The sequence below is a fragment of the Halomonas sp. YLGW01 genome (assembly GCF_014840935.1).
Lineage (GTDB): Bacteria > Pseudomonadota > Gammaproteobacteria > Pseudomonadales > Halomonadaceae > Onishia.
Genome location: NZ_CP062005.1, coordinates 2,242,712 through 2,264,978 on the forward strand (window position 1 = coordinate 2,242,712; position 22,267 = coordinate 2,264,978).

Consider the following 22,267-nt stretch of genomic DNA (forward strand, 5'->3'; position numbering starts at 1 on the left):
GCACGGCACCTGCCCCGCGGGCGGCGCAGCTCAGGAGTTCGGAATGCGCAGCACCTGTCCCACCCGAATGGCATCCCCATTGATCTCGTTGGCCTGCTTGAGCATGGCCAGCGACACCTGATGGCGGGCGGCGATCTCGGAAAGCGTATCACCGGGCTGGATGCGGTACTCGTTGCTGGCTTGGCCGCGGCCCTGATCCCGCCGCCAGGCCAACAGGCTACCCGGCGGCGGATTGCGCGAGAAGTGCGCCTCGATACCCGAGAAGACCGCCTGCGCCAGCCCCCGCTGATGCGAGGGATCCCGCAGGCGACGCTCTTCCTGGGGGTTGGAGATGAAGCCGGTCTCGACCAGCAGCGAGGGAATGTCCGGCGACTTCAGGACCACGAAACCCGCCTGCTCGACTCGCGGCTTGTGCAGCGGATTGACCCGCTTGAGGCGATCGAGCACCTGCCCACCGATGGCCAGGGAATCATTGAGGGTCGCCGTCATGGTCAGGTCCAGGAGCACCCCCCGCAGCACCTCGTCCTTGTCACGGAGCGACAGGTTGCCGTCCACACCGCCGATCAGGTCGGCCCGGTTCTCGCTGTCGGCGAGCCACTTGGCGGTCTCCGAGGTAGCCCCCCGCTGCGACAGGGCGAACACCGAACTGCCCTTGGGCCGCGCGCTGGAGAAGGCATCGGCATGGATCGAGACGAAGAAGTCGGCCTTCTGTTCGCGGGCGATGCGGGTCCGCTCCCGCAGGCCGATATAGTAGTCGCCGTCACGAATCAGCACGCCGCGAAAGCCGGGCGCGTCGTCGATGATGCGCTTCAGCACGCGGGCGATGTCGAGCACCACGTCCTTCTCGCGGGTACCGCTGCCGCCGATGGCTCCCGGGTCCTCGCCGCCATGGCCGGCATCCACGGCGATGATGATGTCGCGCTTGGGATGCGGAGCGGCCTTGGCCTGACCGGTCGATGCCGCCGGCCGGGCATCCTGCTGCTGGGCACGGATCATGTCCTCGATGGGATCCTCGACCGGGCTCTCCCCCGGGTACTCGAGATCCACCACCAGACGGTGACCGTACTGATCGTTGGGGCTCAGGGAAAAGTGGCGGGGCTCGACGCGACGCGCGAGGTCCAGCACCACCCGAAGGTCGTCGCCATCGCGCACCCCGGTGCGCACGGCGGTGATGGCGCTGCCCTCCAGGTTCAGGGCCCCGCTGTCGGTCTCGAGTCGACTGTCGACGAGATCGATCACCAGCCGGTCGGGGCTGTCCAGGGTGAAGACGTCCGCCTCGACCGGCGAGGACAGATCGAACACCAGGCGCGCATGATCGGGTGCCGCCCACAGACGCAGGTTGTCCACGTCGGCGGCCATGACGGAGCCCCCGCCCAGCGCCGCCAGCAGGCCGGCCGCCGCGACCAGCGGCCTCAGGCCGCGATGCCCCCGACCGAGAAGGGTAGCGATCCAGTTCATGATGTCGTCGATACGTCCTTGGTGTCGGCCCAGTCGGCGAGCCGTGCCAGCACCGCCCGCCCCCAGTCGCTTCCGGCTTCGAGGATGGCCTCACGACCCTGTGTCAGGACCTCGAGCCGCACGCTGAGGTCGGGAGATGGTAGCCACCCCGCCCCCCGGCTCGGCCACTCGATCAGGCTCAGCTGATCGTCGCCCAACAGGTCGCGGGCGCCCATGAACTCGAGCTCCTCGGGATCGCCCAGCCGGTAGAGGTCGAAGTGCTGGAGATGGACATCGCCCAGCTCATAGGGCTCGACCAGCGTATAGGTCGGGCTCTTGACCGCCCCCTGATGCCCATAGGCGCGCAGCACGCCCCGGGTCAAGGTGGTCTTGCCCGCGCCCAGCTCGCCTTCCAGATGGACCTGACCGCGCCCCTTGAGGGCGCCCCCCAGCGCTTCGCCGAAGGCCACCTGCGTCTGTTCATCCGGAAGTATCACGTGCATCTGATGTCCTGCCATTGATCAATCGTCGCGCATAGGATGCCAGATCACCGGCCAGCAAACCACGCTCCCCGCTGGCCGCCGCGGCCTGATCCGCCGCACGTGCGTGCAGCACCACACCAAGCCGTGCCGCCGCGGGCAGGGAGAGCCCCTGAGCAATCAGCGCCCCCAGCAGGCCGGACAGCGCATCGCCCATGCCGCCGCTGGCCATGCCCGGGTTGCCGAAGGGGCAGACCGCCAGGCCCGCCTCGTCGGCGATCAGGCTGCCGGCGCCCTTGAGCACCGCCACGCCGCCACGCCGTTCGACCAGCTCTCGCACCGCCGCCGGGCGATCGGCCTGAATCGCCGCCCCGCTGCTGGCGAGCAGCCTCGCCGCCTCGCCCGGGTGCGGAGTCAGCAGCCAGTCATCGCGCTTGAGCGTGGGCCAACGACTGACCAGCAGGGTCAGGGCATCGGCATCCACCACCAGCGGCTTGCCGGCGCTCAGCGCTGCCTGCAGCATGGCCTGCCCCCAGGCACCGAGCCCCAGGCCCGGCCCGACCACCAGTACCGTCGCAGTGTCTAGCAGCACTCCGAGATCACTGGCGCCACGCACACCATGCACCATCACCTCCGGACAGCGCACAAGGCTCGCCGTGACATGCTCGGGGGCGGTGGCCAGGCTCACCTTGCCGGCACCGAGACGCGCCGCGGCCTGACTCGCCAGCAGCGCGGCCCCACCGAAGCCCGGCGCCCCGCCGATCACCAGCAAATGACCGAAGTTGCCCTTGTGGCTATCCCGCGGGCGCGGCGGCAGTGCCGTCTCGCCACCGAGCCGCCAGGCTGCCGGCACCAGATCCTCATGGCCGAGCGGCTCCACCCCCAGCGCCTCGAGCCGCACCTCGCCACTGAAGGCAGGCCCGGCGCCGGTATGCAGGCCGAGCTTGTCGGCGATAAAGGTGACCGTCAGGCTGGCTCGCACCGCCGAGCCCAGCATCGCGCCGGTATCCGCCGAGAGCCCCGAGGGAATATCCACGGCCAGCACCGGCCGTGCGCTTGCATTGATCGCCTCGATCGCGGCGGCAAAGGGCGCACGCACCTCGCCGGTCAGACCCGTGCCGAGCAGGGCATCGACGATCAGCTCGCCGTTAAGCTCGGCCTGGGGCGTCCAGGGACTGGCGGCGACGCCGGCCTGACGGGCCATCATCGCCGCCCGGGCGGCATCGCCCTCAAGCGACGCCGGATCGCGGAGGCTATAGAGCTGCACTTCGAGGCCGTCGAGGGCCGCCAGCGCGGCGATCACATAGCCATCACCGGCATTGTTGCCGGCGCCGCACAGCACGCTCAGGCGCTTGACCGCCGGCCAGCGCCCACGCAACGTCCCATAGGCCGCCATGGCGGCACGCTGCATCAGCGCAAAGCCCTCGATGCCTGCGGCGATGGTGCGTCGATCCAGCTCCCTGACCTGGGCGGCCCGATAGAGCGGGCGTCCTGCCTCTTCCTGCATGCTTGGCTCCTCGATGACGACATCCAGAGACTAGTGTAGGGTGTGGGCGCTTGTCGCCCACTCGACACTTCAGCCATTGTTTTCAGACGCAATCCCAGCCACTACCCCAGCCGTGACACTCTCGCCCATGTCGACCACCGCCCCTTCTACGCACAAGCTTTCCGACACGGATCTGGCCGCACTTGCCACGCGGATCAAGACCTGGGGCCGCGAACTGGGCTTCCAGGAGGTCGGCATCACCGACACGGATCTTGAAAGCCACGAGCGCTATCTCGAGCGCTGGCTCGCGGCGGGGCATCATGGCGAAATGGGATTCATGGCCAAGCACGGCACCAAGCGCACACGCCCGGAAGAGCTGGTGCCCGGCACCCTGCGGGTGATCAGCGTGCGCATGGACTACCTGCCCCCCGAGGTCGAGACCACCAAGGTGCTGGGAAAGCCCGACACCGCCTATGTGTCGCGCTATGCGCTGGGCCGGGACTATCACAAGCTGATACGGAAGCGCCTCGCTCACCTCGCCAAGCGCATCGAAGCCGAGGTAGGGCCCATCGGCTACCGGGCCTTCGTCGATTCGGCACCGGTGATGGAGCGTGCCCTGGCACAGAAGGCCGGTCTCGGCTGGTTCGGCAAGAACGCCATGCTGATTCACCCGCGTGCGGGCTCGCAGTTCTTCCTGGGCGAGCTCTACACCGACCTGCCGCTACCCACAGATGCGCCCTTCGACACCGAGCACTGCGGCAAGTGCTCGGCATGTCGCACCGCCTGCCCCACCGACGCCATCGTCGATGACAAGGTCATCGACTCGCGGCGCTGCATCTCCTACCTGACCATCGAGCTCGATGGCGCCATTCCCGAACAGTACCGGGAGGCGATGGGCAACCGGGTCTACGGCTGCGACGACTGCCAGCTGGTCTGCCCCTTCACTCGCTTCACCCGGGTAAGCCAGGAAGACGACTTCGCCCCGCGCCACGACCTGGACCGCATCGCGCTGACGCGGCTGTTTGCCTGGAGCGAGGAGGAGTTTCTGGACAAGACCGCGGGCAGTGCGATCCGGCGCATCGGCTACGTGCGCTGGCTGCGCAACCTGGCGGTTGGACTCGGCAACGCGCCCTGGAGCGAAGCCGTGGAAGCCGCCCTCAAGGCACGGCTGGCCTACCCCTCCGACCTGGTGCGCGAGCACGTGCGCTGGGCGCTCGCACGGCAGCGGGACAAGCGCGCTCAGCGCATTCTCTAAGCTCCAGCGCCAGAGCCCAACGCTAGACTCCTGACGCTGGGCACCTTGCCAACGAGGGACCTCCAAGCCCCTCGGCGAAGGTGGCGAGTACCCTCCTGCCCTATCTCAGGGCGTTACTCTTCCTCGTCACGCACCTGAGTCGGCGGCTGCAGGAAGGTCTGGCGGTAGTGAGCCAGCTCGGCGACGGACTCACGGATGTCATCCAGCGCCTGGTGAGTGCCCTTCTTTTCGAAGCCGGCCAGCGCACCCGGGTTCCAGCGTTTGGCCAGCTCCTTGAGGGTCGAGGGATCGATGTTGCGATAATGGAAGAACTCGAGCAGCGTGGGCATCTCACGCTCGAGGAAGCGCCGGTCCTGGTGCACGCTGTTGCCACACATCGGCGAACTGCCCGGCGCCACGTGGGCCGCCAGGAACTCGAGGGTCTGGCGCTCGGCCTCGGCGGTATCGATGGGGCTCTGCTTGACCCGCTCGATCAGCCCCGAGGCGCCATGAGTCTTCTGGTTCCAGTCATCCATGCCGGCCAGCAGAGCGTCAGGCTGATGGACGGCGAGCGCCGGGCCTTCGGCGATAAGGTTCAGCTCGCTGTCGGTGATCAGGGTGGCGATCTCGATGATGCGCTCGCGGTTCGGATCGAGACCGGTCATCTCCAGATCGATCCAGATCAACAGGTCATTACGCGGCGCGCCTTGCTCATCGGCCATGGTGGGGTGTCTCCTGGGTGGGTACAATGAACGCCATTGTACAGACCCATGGGCCCGCATGAGCAAACGCAAGTTGACCCGCCAGCAGCGCTGGCGCATCGAGAAGATCCAGGCCGAGCGCACCAAGCGCGCGAGCCGCCACGACGTCGATGACGACGCCGCCCTCGGCGCCGGCGAATACGGCCCCGAGCGCGAGGGCCGGGTGATCGCTCACTTCGGCCGCAGCCTCGACGTCGCCGCCGGCGAGGATGCCACCCACTACCGCTGCCATCTGCGCGCCAACCTCGAGAGTCTGGTCACCGGCGACCGGGTGATCTGGCGCCTGGGCGAGGAAGGCAGTGGCGTGGTGGTGGCGCGGCGCGAGCGGGACAACGTCCTCGAGCGCCCCGATGCCCGTGGCCAGCTCAAGCCGGTGGCGGCCAATATCGATCAGATCCTGATCGTCTTCGCCGTCGAGCCCGCGCCCCATGCCAACCTGATCGATCGCTACCTGGTAGCCGCCGAGGCCACCGGCATCGCCCCGGTGCTGGTGCTCAACAAGATCGACCTGCTGCCCGAGGGCGGCGGCGACCTCAAGGTGCTGCTCGAGCGCTATGCGGCCCTGGGCTATCCAGTGGTCGAGGCCAGCACCCAGCATGAGGACGGCCTCGAAGCCCTGCACGCCCGATTGACCGACCGCACCTCGGTGTTCGTCGGCCAGAGCGGGGTGGGCAAGTCCTCGCTTATCGATCGCCTGCTGCCCGATGAGGCACTGCGCATCGGCGCGCTCTCCGAGGATTCCCGCAAGGGTACCCACACCACCACGACCGCCCGCCTCTATCGGCTGCCCTCGGCCGACGACGCTGAGCTGATCGACTCGCCGGGCATCCGCGAGTTCGGCCTCGGTCACCTGACCGAGGACGAGGTCACTCAGGGCTTCATCGAGTTTCACGATCATCTCGGCCATTGCCGCTTTCGCGACTGCCGCCATCGCCAGGAACCGGGCTGTGCCCTGCTGGCCGCCGTGGAGCGCGGCGAGATCGACCCGACCCGCTTCGACAGCTACCGGCGCATCCTCGCAAGCCTCAACGACACAAGTCGCTGAGGCTTGCGTGTCGCGCCGTTAGAAACCAGCCCGGCGGCTGTGCCATTATCTTGGCATTCCCTGATACACCGTGAGGCGTGACCCATGAGCTCCGAAGACAACCTGCTTTCGCTGATCGTCGAGCCCGAGCAACTCGAGGCGAGCCTCGGCCACCCGGACCTGCTGATCATCGACGTCCCGGCGAAGGCCGACAGCTACCTCGAGGGCCATGTGCCCGGCGCGGTGTTTCTCGACCACCAACACCTGCTGTGCGGCAGCGGTGACGTGCCCAATGAGACGCCGAGCGTCGAGCAGCTCTCAGCGCTGTTCTCCTCACTGGGGCTTCATCGCGACACCCATGTGGTGGCCTACGACGACGAGGGCGGTGGCTGGGCCGGGCGCCTGCTGTGGACCCTAGAGCTGATCGGCCACACCCGCTACTCCTATCTCAACGGCGGCATCCATGCCTGGCGCCAGGCGGGGCTCGCCACTGAAACCACGCCCAACGAGACCACGCCCAGCCACTACGAGGCGGAAATCCTGCACCCGGACGTGAGCATCGACGCTGAGGCGATTCAGGAGCGCCTGGGCGACAAGGGCTTCGCCGTCTGGGATGCGCGCTCGCGGGCCGAATATGACGGCGAAAAGGGTCAGAACAAGCACCTCGGCCATATCCCCGGCGCGGTCAACCTGGACTGGCTGGACGTCATGGACCGCGACAACGCCCTGCGCCTGCGCGACTATGCCGAACTCGTCACCGAACTCGAGGCCCTGGGCCTGACTCCCGACATGGAGGTGGTCACCCACTGCCAGAGCCACCACCGCAGCGGCCTGACCTGGCTTGCCGGCAAGGCCTTGGGCTTTACCGAGATGCGCGCCTACCCCGGTTCCTGGAAGGACTGGGGCAACCGCGACGACACCCCGATCGAACACTGATCACCCCATGATCGACGACCTATCGAACACCAACGGACGCCCTACGTGACCCGCGACAAGCTGTTTGCCCTGATCCAGTACCCCCTGCCCCACCACCTGATTTCCCGGATGGTGGGTTGCCTTGCCGAGACCCGCCTGGGCTGGCTGAAGAATGTCCTGATTCGCGCCTTCATCAAGCGCTTCAAGGTCGACATGGAAGAAGCGGCCGAGCCGGACCCGACCGCCTATGCCTGCTTCAACGACTTCTTCACCCGGGCGCTGCGCAAGGGCGCGCGCCCCATCGCCGAGGGGATGGTATCGCCGGCCGATGGCACCCTCTCCCAGTTCGGGCGTACCCATCATGGCACCCTGATCCAGGCCAAGGGCCAGGCCTACTCGCTGACCAGCCTCCTGGGCGGCGACATGCACCGTGCTGCCCCCTTCCGCCAGGGCAGCTTCGCCACCGTCTACCTGTCGCCCAGCGATTACCACCGGGTGCACATGCCGCTGGCCGGCACCCTCAAGGAGATGGTCTATGTGCCGGGGCGCATCTTCTCGGTCAACCAGGCCACCGCCGACCATGTGCCGGGACTGTTCGCCCGCAACGAACGGCTGGTGTGCATCTTCGATACCGAGGAAGGGCCGCTGGCCATGGTGCTGGTGGGCGCGATGATCGTTGCCGCCATCGAGACGGTATGGGCCGGCCAGATCACCCCGCTGAGCGATCAGGTGCAGCGCATTCGCTTCGACGAACCGATTACCCTCGAGAAGGGGGCCGAGATGGGTCGCTTCAAGCTCGGCTCGACGGTCGTGATGTGCTTCGGCCACGAGGCCAGCTTCGATGCTGCCAGCCTCGATGCCAACGTGCGCATGGGCGAGCGCCTCGGCGAGATTCCGAAGCACGCACCTCAGACCTCCTGAGGAATCCTCCACAAGAGACCTCCTGACGGCGGCGCAACGATCCAGCTTTCGAGCACTACCTACCCCGAAGTCACAAGAAAACGCCCCCGCGGGCTCGGTATGCCCGAGCGCGCGGGGGCGCCTTGTCCTGGCTGTCGACGGCTTCGCTTGCCCCCTCAGCAGCGCGGCGTCGAGAAGGCCATCACCTCGGCGACGCTGCCCTTGCCAAGCGCCAGCTGGAAAAGCCGATCGAGGCCCAGGGCAACGCCGCTGCCCGCGGGCATGCCTGAACGAAGCGCCGCCACCAGACGCTCATCGACGTCCACTTCCGGCTTTCCAAGCGCCCGACGGTCGGCATTGTCCTCATGAAAACGCGCCTGCTGCTCGCAGGCGTCGGTCAGTTCGTCATAGCCGTTGGCGAGTTCCAGCCCATCGAGGTAGACCTCGAAACGCGAGGCCACCCAGGCGCCGTCCTCCGGATCCTGATGGCGCCGAGCCAGCGCCGCCTGGCTGGCCGGGTAGTCGGTCACCACCTCGAGGCCGTCAACGCCCAGCGTGGGCTCGATGGAAAGGCTCATCAGCAGATCCAGGCAATCGTCCCGGCCGGCGTCGGCCATATCGAGTCCGCCCTGCTCCGTCGCCAGCGCCTGCAGGGTCTCGAGCTCGACCGTGAAGGGGTCGATGGCGAGGCGCTCGCGGAAGAGGTCGCGATAGTGGTGCCGTCGCTGCGGGCCGGGATCATGGGGCAGCACGTCGCGGATCAGGGCATCGGTCTCGTCGATCAAGGCGGTCAGCGAGAAGCCCGGTCGATACCACTCGAGCATGGTGAACTCGAGGTTGTGGCGCCTACCCACTTCCCCGTCACGAAAGCTGCGGGCGAGCTGGAAGATGGGCCCGCTGCCGGCGGCCAGCAGGCGCTTCATGTGAAATTCCGGCGAGGTCTGCAGCCACAACCGCTCCCTACCCGCGGGGGTCGTCGCCTCGCAGGACAGGGAATCGAGGTGCACATCGGTGCTGCCGCCATGGCCAAGCATCGGCGTCTCGACCTCGAGCACGTCGCGCGCGGCGAAGAAGGCGCGCACCTGCCCCATCAGTCTCGCCCGATCGTGCAGGGTCTTAAGGCTTGCCGAGGGTTGCCAGTCGGTGGCCATACCGGTCTCCTTTATCGATGTTGCGAATCCCGAAACGACGACGCGACCACATCGGCGATGTGGTCGCGTCGAACAGACTCTGAGCTGGCGCCCTCTTCGAGCGATGCTCAGGCAAGGCGAAGCCTGGTGAGGCGGCGGCGTTTAGCAACGCTAATCGAGCACGCCGAGCCAGGATTCAACGCCGCATGAGTAAGCGCAGACAGGGCCCCTCGTCAGGCGCGAGAGACGTAATCGCCGGAACGGGTATCGATCTTGAGCACCTCGCCTTCATTGATGAACAGCGGCACGCGGACCACGGCACCGGAGGACAGGGTCGCCGGCTTGGAACCGCCCTGGGCGGTGTCGCCCTTGAGGCCGGGGTCGGTCTCGGTGACTTCAAGCTCGATGAAGTTCGGCGCCGTAACGGTGATGGCATTGTCGTTCCACAGCGTCACGGTGTAGGGCACCTGCTCCTTGAGCCACTTCTCGGTGTCAGCCAGGGCGCGCTTCTCGACCGCGTACTGCTCGAAGGAGCCGTCGGTCTTCATGAAGTACCACATGTCGCCGTCGTTGTAGAGATACTCCATCTCCAGTTCGAGGACATCGGCGGCCTCGAGGGAATCGCCAGACTTGAAGGTGCGCTCCCAGACACGGCCGGTCATCAGGTTGCGCAGCTTGACGCGGTTGAAGGCCTGCCCCTTGCCCGGCTTGACGAAGTCGTTCTCCACGATCGCGCAGGGGTCGCCATCGAGCATCACCTTCAGACCGCCCTTGAATTCGTTGGTAGAATAGCTCGCCATGATTCCTCACCGATAGTTGGTCACGCCGGCCAGTTGCCGGACGTGAATCGAAAATGTGACGCGGGCTCAGGCCCTCGCCCTCTGATAGTGTGTGCGCATGATAACCCGAAGCCCTGCCAATGTGCAGATTGCAACCGATCTCGCCTCCTCGCCCGCCTCTCAGCCCGCCTCGCCGGCCTGGCAGCGCCAGCTGGCCGAGGTGATACGCGACCCCGCCGAACTGTGCCGCCGCCTGGGGCTTGACGACGATGCCCTGCCCGGTGCTCGAGACGGCCATGCGCTGTTCGAGGTGCGCGTTCCCGAGGCCTACCTCTCCCGCATCCGGCCGGGCGACCCAGGCGACCCTCTGCTGCGTCAGGTCCTGCCGCTGGGCGCCGAGGCCGATACGGTGAACGGCTTCGTCGCCGATCCCCTCGAGGAGGCCGACCACACCCCGCGCCGTGGGCTGATCCACAAGTACGCCGGCCGCGTGCTGCTGATCGCGAGCCCCGCCTGTGCCATCAACTGCCGCTACTGTTTCCGCCGGCACTTCCCCTATCAGGAGAACTCGCCCTCCAGGGCGCAGTGGCAGGAGACCCTCGACTACCTTCACGGGGACCCGTCGATCCATGAGGTGATCCTCTCCGGCGGCGACCCGCTGGCGGCGAGCGATCGCCAGCTCGCCTGGCTGGTCGCACGCCTCGAGGAGATCCCCCACCTCAAGCGGTTACGCATTCATACGCGCCTGCCAGTGGTGATTCCGGCCCGCATCGACGAGGCGCTGCTCGGCTGGCTGGGCGGCACCCGGCTGCAGAAGGTGGTGGTGCTGCACGCCAACCACGCCCAGGAGATCGATGACGCCGTGGTGGCAGCCTGTGCGCGACTGAAGGCCGCCGGCGTTACCCTGCTGAATCAGAGCGTGCTGCTGCGCGGCGTCAACGACAGCGTGGAGGCCTTGGCCGCGCTGTCGGAGCGTCTCTTCGAGGCCGAGGTGCTGCCCTACTACCTCCATGTGCTCGACCCGGTAAGCGGAGCCGCCCACTTCGACGTGCCCGACGAGGAGGCGCGCGCCCTGGTTACCGCACTGCGAGACCACCTGCCGGGCTTCCTGATGCCGCGACTGGTCCGCGAGGTGCCCGGCGAGGCCAGCAAGACCCCGCTGTAGGCCTCGACAGCAGGCCTTGGCCTGCGACAGAGCCTCACCGTACCCGGGACCTCTGATCGATCTTGCACCACCACAAAGAAACGCCCCCGCGACCTGTCGGTCGCGGGGGCGATGTTTTCACACGGCTTGTCATGCAAGCCAGCGGCCTCGGCGCCAGTGCCACGCCGAGGCTTCAGTGATCACCTCTCAGTACTCACTTCACGACACTCACTTCACGACACTCACTTCACGCCGGCCAGGCTCTCGGCGGTGACGTTGGCGGCCGCCGGCTCGTCGGCCAGGTGGCGGTTGAGCGCGCCCATCACGCCTTTCATGGAGGCGGCGGTGATGCTCTCGTCGATGCCTACGCCGAAGATCGCCTCCTCGCCGACACGCACCTCGACGTAGGCGATGGCCTCGGCGTCGGCACCCTGCCCGCGGGAGTGCTCGTGGTAGTCGATGATCTCGGCATCCACGCCGTGCGCCACCAGCGCCTTGATGAAGGCGGCCAACGGTCCATTGCCCTCGCCACGGATGGTCTGACGCTCACCCTGCTGCTCGATCAGCGCCTCGAGATGCACCCGCGGGCTGTCCGGCTCCGAGGACAGGCGATGGTTGATCAGGCCATAGGGCGCGTCCTTTTCCAGGTATTCGTCGCGGAAGGCCTGATAGATCATCTGTGAGGTGATCTCGCGACCGGTGCGATCGGCGACCTCCTGGACCACCTGACTGAACTCGATGGACAGGCGGCGCGGCAGCTCGATGCCGTGCTCCTGCTCGAGCAGGTAGGAGATGCCGCCCTTGCCGGACTGGCTGTTGACGCGAATCACCGCCTCGTAGCTGCGGCCGACGTCCATCGGATCGATGGGCAGGTAGGGCACCTCCCACACCGCGTCCGGATTGTCACGGCGCAGGGCCATGCCCTTCTTGATGGCATCCTGGTGGGAACCGGAGAAGGCCGTGAACACCAGGTCACCAACGTAGGGATGGCGCGGGTGAACCGGCAGCTGGTTGCAGTGCTCGACCTCACGCATGATCGGGGTGATGTTGGAGAAGTCGAGCGCCGGGTGCACGCCCTGGGTATAGAGGTTCATGGCCAGGGTGACGATGTCGACGTTGCCGGTGCGCTCGCCGTTGCCGAACAGGGTGCCCTCGACACGATCGGCGCCCGCCATCACGGTCAGCTCGGCGGCGGCCACGCCGGTGCCGCGGTCATTATGCGGGTGCACGCTGACGATCAGGTGATCACGATGGCTGATGTGACGGCAGAACCACTCCACCTGATCGGCATAGTTGTTCGGGGTGGCGCATTCCACGGTCGCCGGCAGGTTGACGATCATCGGCTTCTCGGCGGTGGCGCCGTAGGTGGCCATGACCGCGTCGACGATCTCGACGGCGAAATCCATCTCGGTGGTGGTAAACAGCTCCGGCGAGTACTGGAAGGTCCAGTCGGTTTCCGGCGCCTCCTCCATGCGCTGGCGGATCAGGGCGGTGGCATCACAGGCGATCTTGATGCAGTCGCTCTTGTCGACATTGAACACCACGCGGCGGAACACCGGATCGGTGGCATTGTAGACGTGCACGATGGCCTTCTTCGCACCCTTGAGGGCCTCGAAGGTACGGTCGATCAGATGCGGACGCGCCTGAGTCAGCACCTGGATGGTCACATCGTCCGGCACCAGATCATCCTCGATCAGCTCGCGGGCAAAATCGAAGTCGATCTGGGAGGCAGACGGGAAGCCGATCTCGATCTGCTTGAAACCGACCTTGACCAGCAGATCGAAGAAACGCTTCTTGCGCTCGAGATCCATCGGATCGATCAGCGCCTGATTGCCGTCGCGCAGGTCCACGCTGCACCACAGCGGCGGCGTCTCGATACGCCGGCTGGGCCACTGGCGATCGGGCAGGTCGACGGCGACGAAGGGACGGTACTTGGTGGACGGGTCGGCGAGCATCATGGCGTGAACTCCTGGCGCGGGGCGAGTGATGGCGTGTACATACGACGACGCCCCGGCTGCGAAGAGCAGGCCGGGGCGTCGGTCGGGGAAAATCGGCAAATGGCGGATACGCGGCGATAGCCTCGAGGGTCGCAGACCCGGGACACCGCGGTGACGCATACGCTTGACGACATGTGACTGGTGGACATCTTGCTACCTCAACAACCTGAACGATCTCGACTCGAGAATGCGACGCACGGCGTCGCCCGGCGGGCTCAAAGGCCGGCTAGTAGTAGTCGTAGATCTAGGCGGAGTGCAGAAGAAGTCGTGTTCATAGGCATAGCAAATCAGCCCGGGGCGCCCTTGTCAACTAGCGCTCTCGGGACAGCCCCTCCTCGAGGCGGGCGATCTGCTCGCTCAGGGCCCTGACATCGTGGCGCAGGGCATGCAGCTCGCCCGCTTCGCCGGTCCCCGTCTCGATCTCCATCTGAACACTTTCTTTTTGCATCACGTCCAGCACGATGCCGATCATCATGTTGAGGAAGATAAAGGCGGTCAGGAAGATGAAGGTCAGGTAGTACAGCCAGCTCCAGGCGTGCAACTCCTGGGTGGCGTACATGACATCGGTCCAGTCCTCGAAGGTGGCGATGCGAAACAGCGTCAGCATGGCGACGGAGATGTTGTCCCACAGGAAGGGGTCGACCTCGTGAAAGAGGAAGCTACCGAGGGCCGCATAGATGTAGAAGATGATGAACATCAGCAGGGCCACGTAGCCCATGCGAGGGATCGACTTGATCAGCGCTGCCAGCAGAATGCGCAGTTCGGGAATCAGCGACACCAGGCGCAGCACCCGGAAGACCCGCAGCAGGCGCGCCAGCAACACCATTTCCGAGTCGTCCAGCGGGATCAGACTCGCCGCGACGATCAGGGTATCGAAGATGTTCCAGCCGCTGCGGAAGAAGTCTCTCACCGAGCGCTCGGCGGCCAGGCGGATCAGGATCTCGGCGAGGAAGAAGAGCGTCACTGCCCAGTCGAAGTAGTAGAGCGCCTGCTCGAAACGACTGGTCTGTTCCTCATAGGTCTTGGCGCCGATCAGCAGGGCCGAGACGATGATGATGGCGATCACGCAGGTCTCGAACAGCTTGTTGGCGCGCAGGCGCTCGAAGCGGGCCTGCCAGGTGTTGAAGGGCTCACTCATCGGGGGATTCCAGCTCAGGTCTCACGGGAGGCCGCCCGGTCGGACCCGAGCGGCAAGCGCCCGAGAGGATAGCACGACATGGCCGCTCACTAACGACGGCGACCAGGCATCTGCTATCGTCGAGCCATATCATACGGCAGTATGAAGATAGCGCGTCTGTCTGTTGCCTTCCCTCATGAGCGGGCACCGACGACGACCGAACATCACGACTCCGCGAGTTCGCCCATGACGCCCGATGCCTGGCTCGTTCACGCCGCCGCCCTCCACGACGATGTCTACCTGCTGCTCGACGAACGGCTGCAGGTCACCCGCCAGCTGGGCCACCTGCCCGAGGGCCCCGCCGAGCCGTTGCCCGAGACGGCACTCAGCGCCTGTGTCGCCCCCGAGAGCGCAGAGGCCCTGGAGACCACCCTGTCGAGCCTACTGGCCGAGCGCCAGTCCGGAGAGATCACGACCCGATGGCCTGATGGCAGCCAGACCCTCTGGCGCGCCGCCCCTGCCGCCACCGCGGGGGTGGTGTTGAGTCGGGTACGAAGCCAGCGGGCACCGTCGGAGGGTGGTGCCCTGATGTCGATGGTCGATGCGCTGCCGATGATGGTGGCGAGCGTCGATGCCGAGCTGCGCTACCGTTTCGTCAATGCCAGCTACGAGAACTTCTTCGGCCACTCCCGGGACGCCCTTCGGGGCCGGCATATCGAGACGATCCTCGGCGAGGCCGCCCTGAACCGGCTGATACCGATCTACGAGCGGGTCCTGGCCGGCGAGCAAATGCAATTCGAGGAGGCCCTGCCCCTGAGAGACGGCAGCACCATGGAATGCCGAATCCAGTACGTGCCGGACAGGGCGCCGGACGGCCGCGTGACGGGCTTCTTCGCGGCCATCGAGGACGTCAGCGAGTATGGAGCGACCATCCGGCTGCTTAAGCAGGTGCACCACATCGTTCACGACACCCCCATCGAGCATGAAGGCACCGTCGATGAACTCCTGACCCTGGCGCTGGACTACCTGGGCCTCGAGATCGGCATCATCAGCCAGGTCAGTGGTGACACCTACACGGTGCGCCATGTCGTCAGCCAGCACCCCGATCTCAAGGCCGGGACCCAGCTTCCTCTGGGAGACACCTTCTGCTGCCTGACGCTCCAGGCCGATGGCGTGCTGGGCACCGTTCGGGCCGGCGAGCACCCGCTGTTCCGGGGCCATCCCTGCTATCGCCACTTTCCGCTGGAAAGCTACATCGGCGTGCCCCTGATCATCGATGGCGGTGTCTGGGGCACCCTCAACTTCTCGAGCACCGAACCGCGCCGGGCTCCCTTCAACGAGCTGGAGAACGAGCTGGTGAGGCTGGTCGCCAGCGCCGCCGAACACCTGATTGCCGCCCAGCTGCAGGCCAGCCGCTGGGCGCACGAGCGGGAACACATCACCAGCCTGGCCTTCACCGATGCCCTGACGGGCCTGCCCAACCGGGCGGCGCTCGATGAGCAGCTCGACACAGTGGCGGCTCAGGGCACCATGCACGACCACCAGTCAAGCGTCGCCATCATCGACATCGACCACTTCAAACGGGTCAATGACAACCACGGTCACGACATCGGCGACCGGGTCCTGCGAGCCCTGGCCGGCCGGCTGGCGCAGACGGTACGCGACGGCGATGTCATCGGGCGACTCGGCGGCGAGGAGTTCATGGTCATCATGAGCGACACCTCTCTCGAGGCCGCCACGGACATTGCCGAACGCCTGAGGCAGGCTATCCAGACCATGCGCGTGCCCATGGGCGATCAGGCGCCGCTCGCCATCACGATCAGCCTGGGCGTCACCGTTACCCGCCCCGATGACACCCCGGAGCAGATTTACCGGCGCGCCGACCGCGCCCTCTATGCCGCCAAGCATCAAGGACGCAACCGGGTCGAGGTCCGATAATCATCCCCTCAACGACAAGGCCCCCGCTCGATTAGAGCGAGGGCCAAGTTGACCAGTCCGAGTGCCAGTGCAACTAACTAGTTGGTCAGCACGAGAAGGTCGCGTCAGCTGGCGAGCGTCTCCGTGGTGAGAATGGTCAGCAGGTCCTGGGCATGCTGAGCAGCATCGTGACCGAGGCTCGTCAGATAGCCCCCATCGTCCTGGGTGATCAGCCCCTTGTCGTGAAGCCGACGGGTCGCGGCGATGGCCTCGGGCGCGGCGTTCGAATGCACCTTGATGCCTTCCTGGGTCGTGGACAGGTTGAACAGACCAAGGATCTTCACTTCCTCGAACAGCTCCGGCGAAAAATGAGATGTCGGCATGGCGTCCTCGCGATTCTCGTTATGTGGGCAAAGCGCGCCTCAGGCGGGCAGGCCTCCTGACCCTAGCCCGCCTGGCCGTCATTCACCAGCGGTCGCGTCAACGGGGGCGTCCTCCAGGTCGCTCTGGCGATAGCCGATCAGATAGAGCACCGCATCGAGCCCCAGGGTCGAGATCGAGTGATTGGCCTGCTCACGCACCAGCGGCTTGGCCCGGAAGGCGATGCCGAGTCCCGCGGTGGCCAGCATCTTCAGATCATTGGCACCGTCGCCCACCGCGATGGTCTGCTCCAGCGAAAGCCCCTCGCGGCTGGCGATCTCGCGCAGCAGATACGCCTTGCGTTCGGCATCGAGGATCGGCTCACGCACCTCGCCGGTGACCTTGCCGTCCTCGATCAGGAGCTCGTTGGCATGCACCTCGTCGAAGCCGAGCTTCTGCTGCAGGTAGTGCGCGAAGTAGGTGAAGCCGCCGGAGAGGATGGCGGTGCGATAGCCGAGGCGCTTGAGGTGATGCATCAGCCGCTCGACGCCATCCATCAACGGAAGATTCTCGGCGATGTCGGCGAGCACCGACTCGTCGAGGCCCTTGAGCTTGCTCATGCGCTCACGAAAGCTCTGCTGGAAGTCCAGCTCCCCACGCATCGCCCGCTCGGTGACCGCGGCGACCTCATCGCCTACGCCGTGGCGGCGCGCCAGCTCGTCGATCACCTCAGTCTGGATCAGCGTCGAGTCCATATCGAAGCACACCAGGCGGCGATGGCGCCGCCATATCGAGTCCTCCTGGATGGCGATGTCGACGCCGTGCATGGCGCCCAGTGCCAGGGCCTTCTCGCGCAAGGCCGGCAGGTCGACCTCCTCGCCGCGCAGCCAGCACTCGACGCAGGCCCCCATGGGATGGCGATCATCGCCTTCCCCGGCCACGCCACCATCCAGCGGCTCGCGGCCGGAGAGCCGATGGATCAGCTCGACGGTCAGGCCATGCTCGGCGGTCAGCGCGCCGACCTCGGCGAGAATGCCCGCCGGCAGATGTGGCGCCAGCAGGGTCAGGATCAGCCGCGGCTGACTCTCCTGAGTGCTCCAGCGCTGATAGTCCTCGGCGCCGACCTGCACCGCCTGAACATCGAGCCCCAGGGCATCGCCCGCCTCACCGAGGATCGCCTCCAGGTCGCTGTCATGATCGAGCCCGACCAGCGCCTCCAGCGAGAGGATGTCGAAGGTCACGCTCTGGTTGATGTCCAGAAGGCGCGCCCCGGCCCGGGCCAGCGCGCGGCCGAGGCCCGAGAGCTGGCCGGGATGGGCCTGGCCCGTGGCGCGAATCAAGAGTCGTCGTGTCATGGGAGCCTTCCCTCAGTCATCGATGGCGAGGCGGTCGACCTTCTGGAAGCCGCGTGGCAGCTTGCTGCCGCGGCGACCGCGCTCGCCGGTATAGTAATCGAGATCGCTCGGCTTGAGCGTCAGCTTACGCTTGCCGGCATGCACCACCAGTGCGGCGTCCTGGGGCAGCAGCACCAGGTCGCGCAGGAACTCCTCGCGCCGGGCGGCCCGGGCACCGGGGATGTCGAGCATCTTGTTGCCCTTGCCCTTGGTCATCTCCGGAAGCTGCTCGAGGGCGAACACCAACAGGCGCCCCTCGTTGGAGACGGCGGCGACCCGCACGCCCTCACCGCTCGGCACCGGCTGGGGCGGAATCACCGCGCAGCCCTTGGGTACCGAGAGGATCGCCTTGCCGGCCTTGTTCTTGCCGGTCAGGTCCTCGAGGCGGGCAAGGAAGCCATAACCACCGTCGGACGCCAGCAGGTAGCGGGTGTCGGGGGGCGCCAGCATCAGCCCGGCCATGTGGGCCCCGGCCGCGGTATTGACTCGCCCGGTGATCGGCTCGCCCTGGCTTCTGGCGCTGGGCAGGTTGTGGGCGGCCAGGGTGTAGGCCCGCCCGGTGTCGTCGAGCAACACCAGCGGCTGATTGGTCTTGCCCCGGGCCGCCAGATGGAAACGGTCGCCGGACTTGTAGCTGAGTCCGGCGGGATCGATCTCGTGGCCCTTGGCCGAGCGAATCCAGCCCTTCTCGGAAAGCACCACGGTGACCGGATCGGCCCCCAGCAGCTCGACCTCGGACAGGGCCTTGGCCTCGCCTCGCTCGACCAGCGGCGCCCGGCGAGCATCGCCGTGCTCGCTGGCGGCCTCGCGAAGCTCCTCCTCGATCAGGTCGGTGAGCGCTTCTTCGCTTCCCAGCAGCGTCTTGAGGCGCTTGCGCTCGGCGGCCAGCGCATCCTGCTCGCCGCGGATCTTGACCTCTTCGAGCTTGGCCAGGTGGCGCAGGCGCAGCTCGAGGATCGCCTCGGCCTGGCGCTCGGAGAGATCGAAGGCGCTGATCAGCGCGGCCTTGGGCTCGTCCTCCTCACGGATGATGCGGATCACCTCATCGATGTTGAGGTAGGCGGCCAGCAGGCCCTCGAGGATGTGCAGGCGATCCTCGACCTTGCCCAGGCGATGCTCGAGGCGCCGGCGCACCGTGGCGCGGCGGAAGTTGAGCCATTCACCGAGCAGCTGTGGCAGCGGCATGACTCGCGGCCGACCGTCGAGGCCGATCACGTTCATGTTGACGCGGATGTTCTTCTCGAGGTCGCTGGTGGCGAACAGGTGCGCCATCAGGGCCTCGATATCGACCCGGTTGGAGCGCGGCTCGATGACCAGCCGGGTCGGTGTCTCGTGGGTCGACTCGTCGCGCAGATCGGCGACCATCGGCAGCTTCTTGGCCTGCATCTGGGCGGCGATCTGCTCGAGCACCTTGGCCCCGCTGACCTGGTAAGGCAGCGCGGTGATCACCACCTTGCCCTCTTCCAGGGTATAGCGGGCCCGCAGCTTGACCGAGCCCCGGCCACTCTCGTAGAGCTTACGCAGGTCCGACCGCGGGGTGATGATCTCGGCCGCGGAGGGGAAGTCCGGCGCCGGCAGGTACTTAAGCAGGTCGACGGTCGTCGCCTCGGGTTGGCGCAGCAGATGGCAGGTCGCCTCGACCACCTCCCCCACATTGTGCGGCGGGATATCGGTGGCCATGCCCACGGCAATGCCGGTGCCGCCGTTGAGCAGCACATGGGGCAGCTTGGCCGGCAGCACCACCGGCTCGTTCATGGTGCCATCGAAATTGGGGGTCCAGTCGACGGTACCCTGACCGAGCTCACTGAGCAGCACCTCGGAAAACTTCGACAGCCGTGCCTCGGTGTAGCGCATGGCGGCGAAGGACTTGGGATCGTCGGGGCTGCCCCAGTTGCCCTGGCCATCCACCAGCGGGTAGCGATAGCTGAACGGCTGAGCCATCAGCACCATCGCCTCGTAGCAGGCGCTGTCACCGTGGGGGTGGAACTTGCCGAGCACGTCGCCGACGGTACGCGCCGACTTCTTGTACTTGGCGTTGGCGTTCAGGGCCAGCTCGCGCATGGCGTAGACGATGCGTCGCTGCACCGGCTTCATGCCGTCGCCGATATGCGGCAATGCCCGGTCGAGAATCACGTACATCGAGTAGTCAAGGTACGCCTTTTCGGTGTACTCGCGAAGGGACAGACGCTCGACGTCCCCCTCCGCCACCTGGATATCCATGGTCATCGGGGAATCACACCTCTATGTCTGCCAGATTGCCGTAGTCCTCGAGCCAGCTCTTGCGATCGGAGGCGCGCTTGCGGGCGAGCAGCATGTCCATCATCTCGAGAGTGCCGTCACCCTCCTCGCGGGTCAGCTGCACCAGGCGCCGGGTGTCGGCCGCCATGGTGGTCTCGCGCAGCTGCAGCGGGCTCATCTCACCCAGGCCCTTGAAGCGCTGCACGTTGACGGTGCCGCGCTTGCCTTCCAGGCGCTTGAGGATCGCCGCCTTCTCGCTTTCGTCGAGGGCATAATGGACCTCCTTGCCCAGGTCGATGCGATACAGCGGCGGCATGGCGACGAAGACGTGGCCGGCCTCCACCAGCGCCGGGAAGTGGCGCACGAAGAGCGCGCACAGCAGGGTGGCGATGTGCAGGCCGTCGGAGTCGGCATCGGCGAGGATACAGATCTTGTGGTAGCGCAGCTTCGACAGGTCATCGCTGACCGGGTCGATGCCGATGGCCACGGCGATGTCGTGGACCTCCTGGGAGCCGTAGATGTCATGCGACTCCACCTCCCAGGTGTTGAGGATCTTGCCGCGCAGCGGCAGGATCGCCTGGCTCTCCCGGTCCCGGGCCTGCTTGGCACTGCCACCGGCGGAGTCGCCCTCGACCAGGAACAGCTCACTTGAGGCCGGGTCCTGGCCCGAGCAGTCAGCAAGCTTGCCCGGCAGCGCCGGGCCGGAGGTGACCTTTTTGCGGGCCACCTTCTTGGCGCTCTTCTGGCGGCGCTGGGCGGCGCTGATCACCAGCTCGGCCAGCGCCTCGGCCTGATCGACGTGGTGATTGAGCCACAGCGAGAAGGCGTCCTTGACCACCCCGGAAACGAAGCCCGCCACGGTGCGCGAAGACAGTCGCTCCTTGGTCTGGCCGGCGAACTGCGGGTCGAGCATCTTCACCGAGAACACATAGGAGACGCGCTCCCACAGGTCGTCGGCGGTCAGCTTGACGCCCCGGGGCAGAATGCTTCGGTACTCGCAGAACTCGCGCAGCGCCTCGAGCAGCCCCGAGCGCAGGCCATTGACGTGGGTGCCGCCGAGCGGCGTGGGGATCAGGTTGACGTAGGATTCCAGCAGCGGCTCGCCACCCTCCGGCAACCACTGCACTGCCCAGTCCACGCCCTGCTCGTCGTCGGCGAAGTGGCCCACGAACGGCGAGGCCGGCAGCACCTCGAAGCCATCGGTGGCCTGAGCCAGGTAGTCACGCAGGCCATCCTCGTACTGCCACTCGCTCTGGCTGCCATCGGTCTCGGTGAGGGTCACCTTGAGACCCGGGCAGAGCACCGCCTTGGCGCGCAAGAGATGTTTCAGCCGCGGTAGCGCCAGCTTGGGGCTGTCGAAATAGCTCTCGTCGGGCCAGAAACGCACCAGGGTGCCGGTGGCGCGCTTGGCGCAGCTGCCGATGACCGCCAGGTCCGAGACCTTCTCGCCGTGTTCGAAGGCGATGGCGTGGCGGCTGCCGTCGCGACAGACCTCGACCTCTAGACGCCGCGACAGGGCATTGACCACCGACACGCCGACCCCGTGCAGGCCGCCGGAGAAGCGATAGCTCGACTGGGAGAACTTGCCGCCGGCATGCAGCTTGGTGAGGATCAGCTCGATCCCCGAGACGCCGTGTTCGGGGTGGATGTCGATGGGCATGCCGCGGCCGTCATCGGCGACCTCGATGCCGCCGTCGGGCAGCAGGCGCAGCTGGATATGACGGGCATGCTCGGCCAGGGCCTCGTCGACGCTGTTGTCGATGACCTCCTGAGCCAGGTGATTGGGTCGCGAGGTGTCCGTGTACATGCCGGGGCGCTTGCGCACCGGCTCGAGTCCGGAGAGGACCTCGATGGAACTAGCACTGTATTGCGTCATGCGTTGTCCAGGTGTGTGGCAGTGAACGGAGCGGGCGGCACGCCGCCAGGCCATGTCTGAAAAGGAACTGCGCTCGCCG

Annotated in this window: 18 protein-coding genes; 6 read left to right on the forward strand and 12 right to left on the reverse strand. The window is 66.5% G+C overall.

The genetic code is table 11. From position 1 onward, the window contains the following. Window positions 1-30: 30 nt before the first annotated feature. From IEJ03_RS10390 to IEJ03_RS10400, 3 genes are read right to left on the reverse strand one after another with little or no spacing between them, the layout of a single operon-like run. Window positions 31-1,458 (reverse strand): N-acetylmuramoyl-L-alanine amidase, encoded by a 1,428-nt coding sequence (locus IEJ03_RS10390; protein WP_242457936.1) that lies wholly within the window; start codon window positions 1,456-1,458, stop codon window positions 31-33. Beyond that, on the reverse strand, window positions 1,455-1,940 hold the full coding sequence (gene tsaE, locus IEJ03_RS10395) for a tRNA (adenosine(37)-N6)-threonylcarbamoyltransferase complex ATPase subunit type 1 TsaE (protein WP_192034790.1): 486 nt from the start codon (window positions 1,938-1,940) through the stop codon (window positions 1,455-1,457). The genes IEJ03_RS10390 and tsaE overlap by 4 nt, the downstream gene beginning before the upstream one ends. Further along, complete coding sequence (locus IEJ03_RS10400; protein ID WP_192034791.1) at window positions 1,918-3,423, reverse strand: NAD(P)H-hydrate dehydratase; 1,506 nt, start codon at window positions 3,421-3,423, stop codon at window positions 1,918-1,920. Before IEJ03_RS10400 ends, tsaE begins: the two co-directional genes overlap by 23 nt. Window positions 3,424-3,550: 127 nt before the next feature. Here IEJ03_RS10400 and queG point away from each other — a divergent pair, with 127 nt between their 5' ends. Beyond that, the gene (queG, locus tag IEJ03_RS10405; RefSeq protein ID WP_192034792.1) at window positions 3,551-4,657 is read left to right on the forward strand and encodes a tRNA epoxyqueuosine(34) reductase QueG; all 1,107 of its coding nucleotides are present in this window, start codon (window positions 3,551-3,553) and stop codon (window positions 4,655-4,657) included. Window positions 4,658-4,770: 113 nt separating this feature from the next. On the opposite strand, the gene orn is transcribed toward queG, so the two are convergent. Further along, window positions 4,771-5,358 (reverse strand): oligoribonuclease, encoded by a 588-nt coding sequence (gene orn / locus IEJ03_RS10410; RefSeq protein ID WP_192034793.1) that lies wholly within the window; start codon window positions 5,356-5,358, stop codon window positions 4,771-4,773. A gap of 58 nt (window positions 5,359-5,416) precedes the next feature. Between orn and rsgA the strand changes: the two genes are divergently transcribed. The 3 genes from rsgA to asd all read left to right on the forward strand — a co-directional run bounded on the left by rsgA (window position 5,417) and on the right by asd (window position 8,257). Then, window positions 5,417-6,442 (forward strand): small ribosomal subunit biogenesis GTPase RsgA, encoded by a 1,026-nt coding sequence (gene rsgA / locus IEJ03_RS10415; RefSeq protein ID WP_192034794.1) that lies wholly within the window; start codon window positions 5,417-5,419, stop codon window positions 6,440-6,442. Window positions 6,443-6,526: 84 nt separating this feature from the next. Next, window positions 6,527-7,357 (forward strand): rhodanese-like domain-containing protein, encoded by an 831-nt coding sequence (locus IEJ03_RS10420; protein ID WP_192034795.1) that lies wholly within the window; start codon window positions 6,527-6,529, stop codon window positions 7,355-7,357. Window positions 7,358-7,402: 45 nt separating this feature from the next. Next, a complete protein-coding gene (gene asd / locus IEJ03_RS10425) occupies window positions 7,403-8,257 on the forward strand; it encodes an archaetidylserine decarboxylase (protein ID WP_242457937.1) in 855 nt (284 codons plus the stop codon). Between the two features lie 155 nt (window positions 8,258-8,412). Here asd and epmA read toward each other — a convergent pair whose 3' ends face one another. Then, on the reverse strand, window positions 8,413-9,387 hold the full coding sequence (gene epmA / locus IEJ03_RS10430; protein ID WP_192034796.1) for an EF-P lysine aminoacylase EpmA: 975 nt from the start codon (window positions 9,385-9,387) through the stop codon (window positions 8,413-8,415). 212 nt (window positions 9,388-9,599) lie between these two features. Beyond that, on the reverse strand, window positions 9,600-10,166 hold the full coding sequence (gene efp, locus IEJ03_RS10435; RefSeq protein ID WP_192034797.1) for an elongation factor P: 567 nt from the start codon (window positions 10,164-10,166) through the stop codon (window positions 9,600-9,602). 97 nt (window positions 10,167-10,263) lie between these two features. Here efp and epmB point away from each other — a divergent pair, with 97 nt between their 5' ends. Next, window positions 10,264-11,310 carry an EF-P beta-lysylation protein EpmB gene (epmB, locus tag IEJ03_RS10440; protein ID WP_192034798.1) on the forward strand — a complete coding sequence of 349 codons (1,047 nt, stop codon included), beginning with the start codon at window positions 10,264-10,266 and terminating at the stop codon, window positions 11,308-11,310. A 221-nt stretch (window positions 11,311-11,531) separates the two neighbouring features. On the opposite strand, the gene leuA is transcribed toward epmB, so the two are convergent. Together leuA and IEJ03_RS10450 are read right to left on the reverse strand one after the other, a co-directional pair. Further along, a complete protein-coding gene (leuA, locus tag IEJ03_RS10445) occupies window positions 11,532-13,247 on the reverse strand; it encodes a 2-isopropylmalate synthase (RefSeq protein WP_192034799.1) in 1,716 nt (571 codons plus the stop codon). A 349-nt stretch (window positions 13,248-13,596) separates the two neighbouring features. After that, window positions 13,597-14,424 (reverse strand): ion transporter, encoded by an 828-nt coding sequence (locus tag IEJ03_RS10450; RefSeq protein WP_192034800.1) that lies wholly within the window; start codon window positions 14,422-14,424, stop codon window positions 13,597-13,599. A 225-nt stretch (window positions 14,425-14,649) separates the two neighbouring features. On the opposite strand from IEJ03_RS10450, the gene IEJ03_RS10455 reads away from it, so the two are divergent. Next, window positions 14,650-16,341, forward strand: a complete 1,692-nt coding sequence (locus IEJ03_RS10455; protein ID WP_192034801.1) for a diguanylate cyclase — start codon at window positions 14,650-14,652, stop codon at window positions 16,339-16,341. A 104-nt stretch (window positions 16,342-16,445) separates the two neighbouring features. Here the strand turns inward: IEJ03_RS10455 and IEJ03_RS10460 are convergent, their stop codons facing one another. From IEJ03_RS10460 to parE, 4 genes are all read right to left on the reverse strand, one after another. Then, window positions 16,446-16,703, reverse strand: a complete 258-nt coding sequence (locus IEJ03_RS10460; protein ID WP_192034802.1) for a TIGR02647 family protein — start codon at window positions 16,701-16,703, stop codon at window positions 16,446-16,448. A gap of 78 nt (window positions 16,704-16,781) precedes the next feature. Further along, window positions 16,782-18,035, reverse strand: a complete 1,254-nt coding sequence (gene serB, locus IEJ03_RS10465; RefSeq protein WP_192034803.1) for a phosphoserine phosphatase SerB — start codon at window positions 18,033-18,035, stop codon at window positions 16,782-16,784. Between the two features lie 12 nt (window positions 18,036-18,047). Further along, window positions 18,048-20,300, reverse strand: a complete 2,253-nt coding sequence (gene parC / locus IEJ03_RS10470) for a DNA topoisomerase IV subunit A (protein ID WP_192034804.1) — start codon at window positions 20,298-20,300, stop codon at window positions 18,048-18,050. Window positions 20,301-20,307: 7 nt separating this feature from the next. Continuing rightward, complete coding sequence (gene parE / locus IEJ03_RS10475; protein ID WP_192034805.1) at window positions 20,308-22,188, reverse strand: DNA topoisomerase IV subunit B; 1,881 nt, start codon at window positions 22,186-22,188, stop codon at window positions 20,308-20,310. Between the last annotated feature and the right edge of the window lie 79 nt (window positions 22,189-22,267).

Bases quoted from the DNA above. Each gene is read 5' to 3' on its own strand.
- IEJ03_RS10390 (WP_242457936.1), bottom strand. From the start codon at position 1,458: ATGAACTGGATCGCTACCCTTCTCGGTCGGGGGCATCGCGGCCTGAGG.
- tsaE (WP_192034790.1), bottom strand. From the start codon at position 1,940: ATGCACGTGATACTTCCGGATGAACAGACGCAGGTGGCCTTCGGCGAA.
- IEJ03_RS10400 (WP_192034791.1), bottom strand. From the start codon at position 3,423: ATGCAGGAAGAGGCAGGACGCCCGCTCTATCGGGCCGCCCAGGTCAGG.
- queG (WP_192034792.1), top strand. From the start codon at position 3,551: ATGTCGACCACCGCCCCTTCTACGCACAAGCTTTCCGACACGGATCTG.
- orn (WP_192034793.1), bottom strand. From the start codon at position 5,358: ATGGCCGATGAGCAAGGCGCGCCGCGTAATGACCTGTTGATCTGGATC.
- rsgA (WP_192034794.1), top strand. From the start codon at position 5,417: ATGAGCAAACGCAAGTTGACCCGCCAGCAGCGCTGGCGCATCGAGAAG.
- IEJ03_RS10420 (WP_192034795.1), top strand. From the start codon at position 6,527: ATGAGCTCCGAAGACAACCTGCTTTCGCTGATCGTCGAGCCCGAGCAA.
- epmA (WP_192034796.1), bottom strand. From the start codon at position 9,387: ATGGCCACCGACTGGCAACCCTCGGCAAGCCTTAAGACCCTGCACGAT.
- efp (WP_192034797.1), bottom strand. From the start codon at position 10,166: ATGGCGAGCTATTCTACCAACGAATTCAAGGGCGGTCTGAAGGTGATG.
- epmB (WP_192034798.1), top strand. From the start codon at position 10,264: ATGATAACCCGAAGCCCTGCCAATGTGCAGATTGCAACCGATCTCGCC.
- leuA (WP_192034799.1), bottom strand. From the start codon at position 13,247: ATGATGCTCGCCGACCCGTCCACCAAGTACCGTCCCTTCGTCGCCGTC.
- IEJ03_RS10450 (WP_192034800.1), bottom strand. From the start codon at position 14,424: ATGAGTGAGCCCTTCAACACCTGGCAGGCCCGCTTCGAGCGCCTGCGC.
- IEJ03_RS10455 (WP_192034801.1), top strand. From the start codon at position 14,650: ATGACGCCCGATGCCTGGCTCGTTCACGCCGCCGCCCTCCACGACGAT.
- IEJ03_RS10460 (WP_192034802.1), bottom strand. From the start codon at position 16,703: ATGCCGACATCTCATTTTTCGCCGGAGCTGTTCGAGGAAGTGAAGATC.
- serB (WP_192034803.1), bottom strand. From the start codon at position 18,035: ATGACACGACGACTCTTGATTCGCGCCACGGGCCAGGCCCATCCCGGC.
- parC (WP_192034804.1), bottom strand. From the start codon at position 20,300: ATGACCATGGATATCCAGGTGGCGGAGGGGGACGTCGAGCGTCTGTCC.
- parE (WP_192034805.1), bottom strand. From the start codon at position 22,188: ATGACGCAATACAGTGCTAGTTCCATCGAGGTCCTCTCCGGACTCGAG.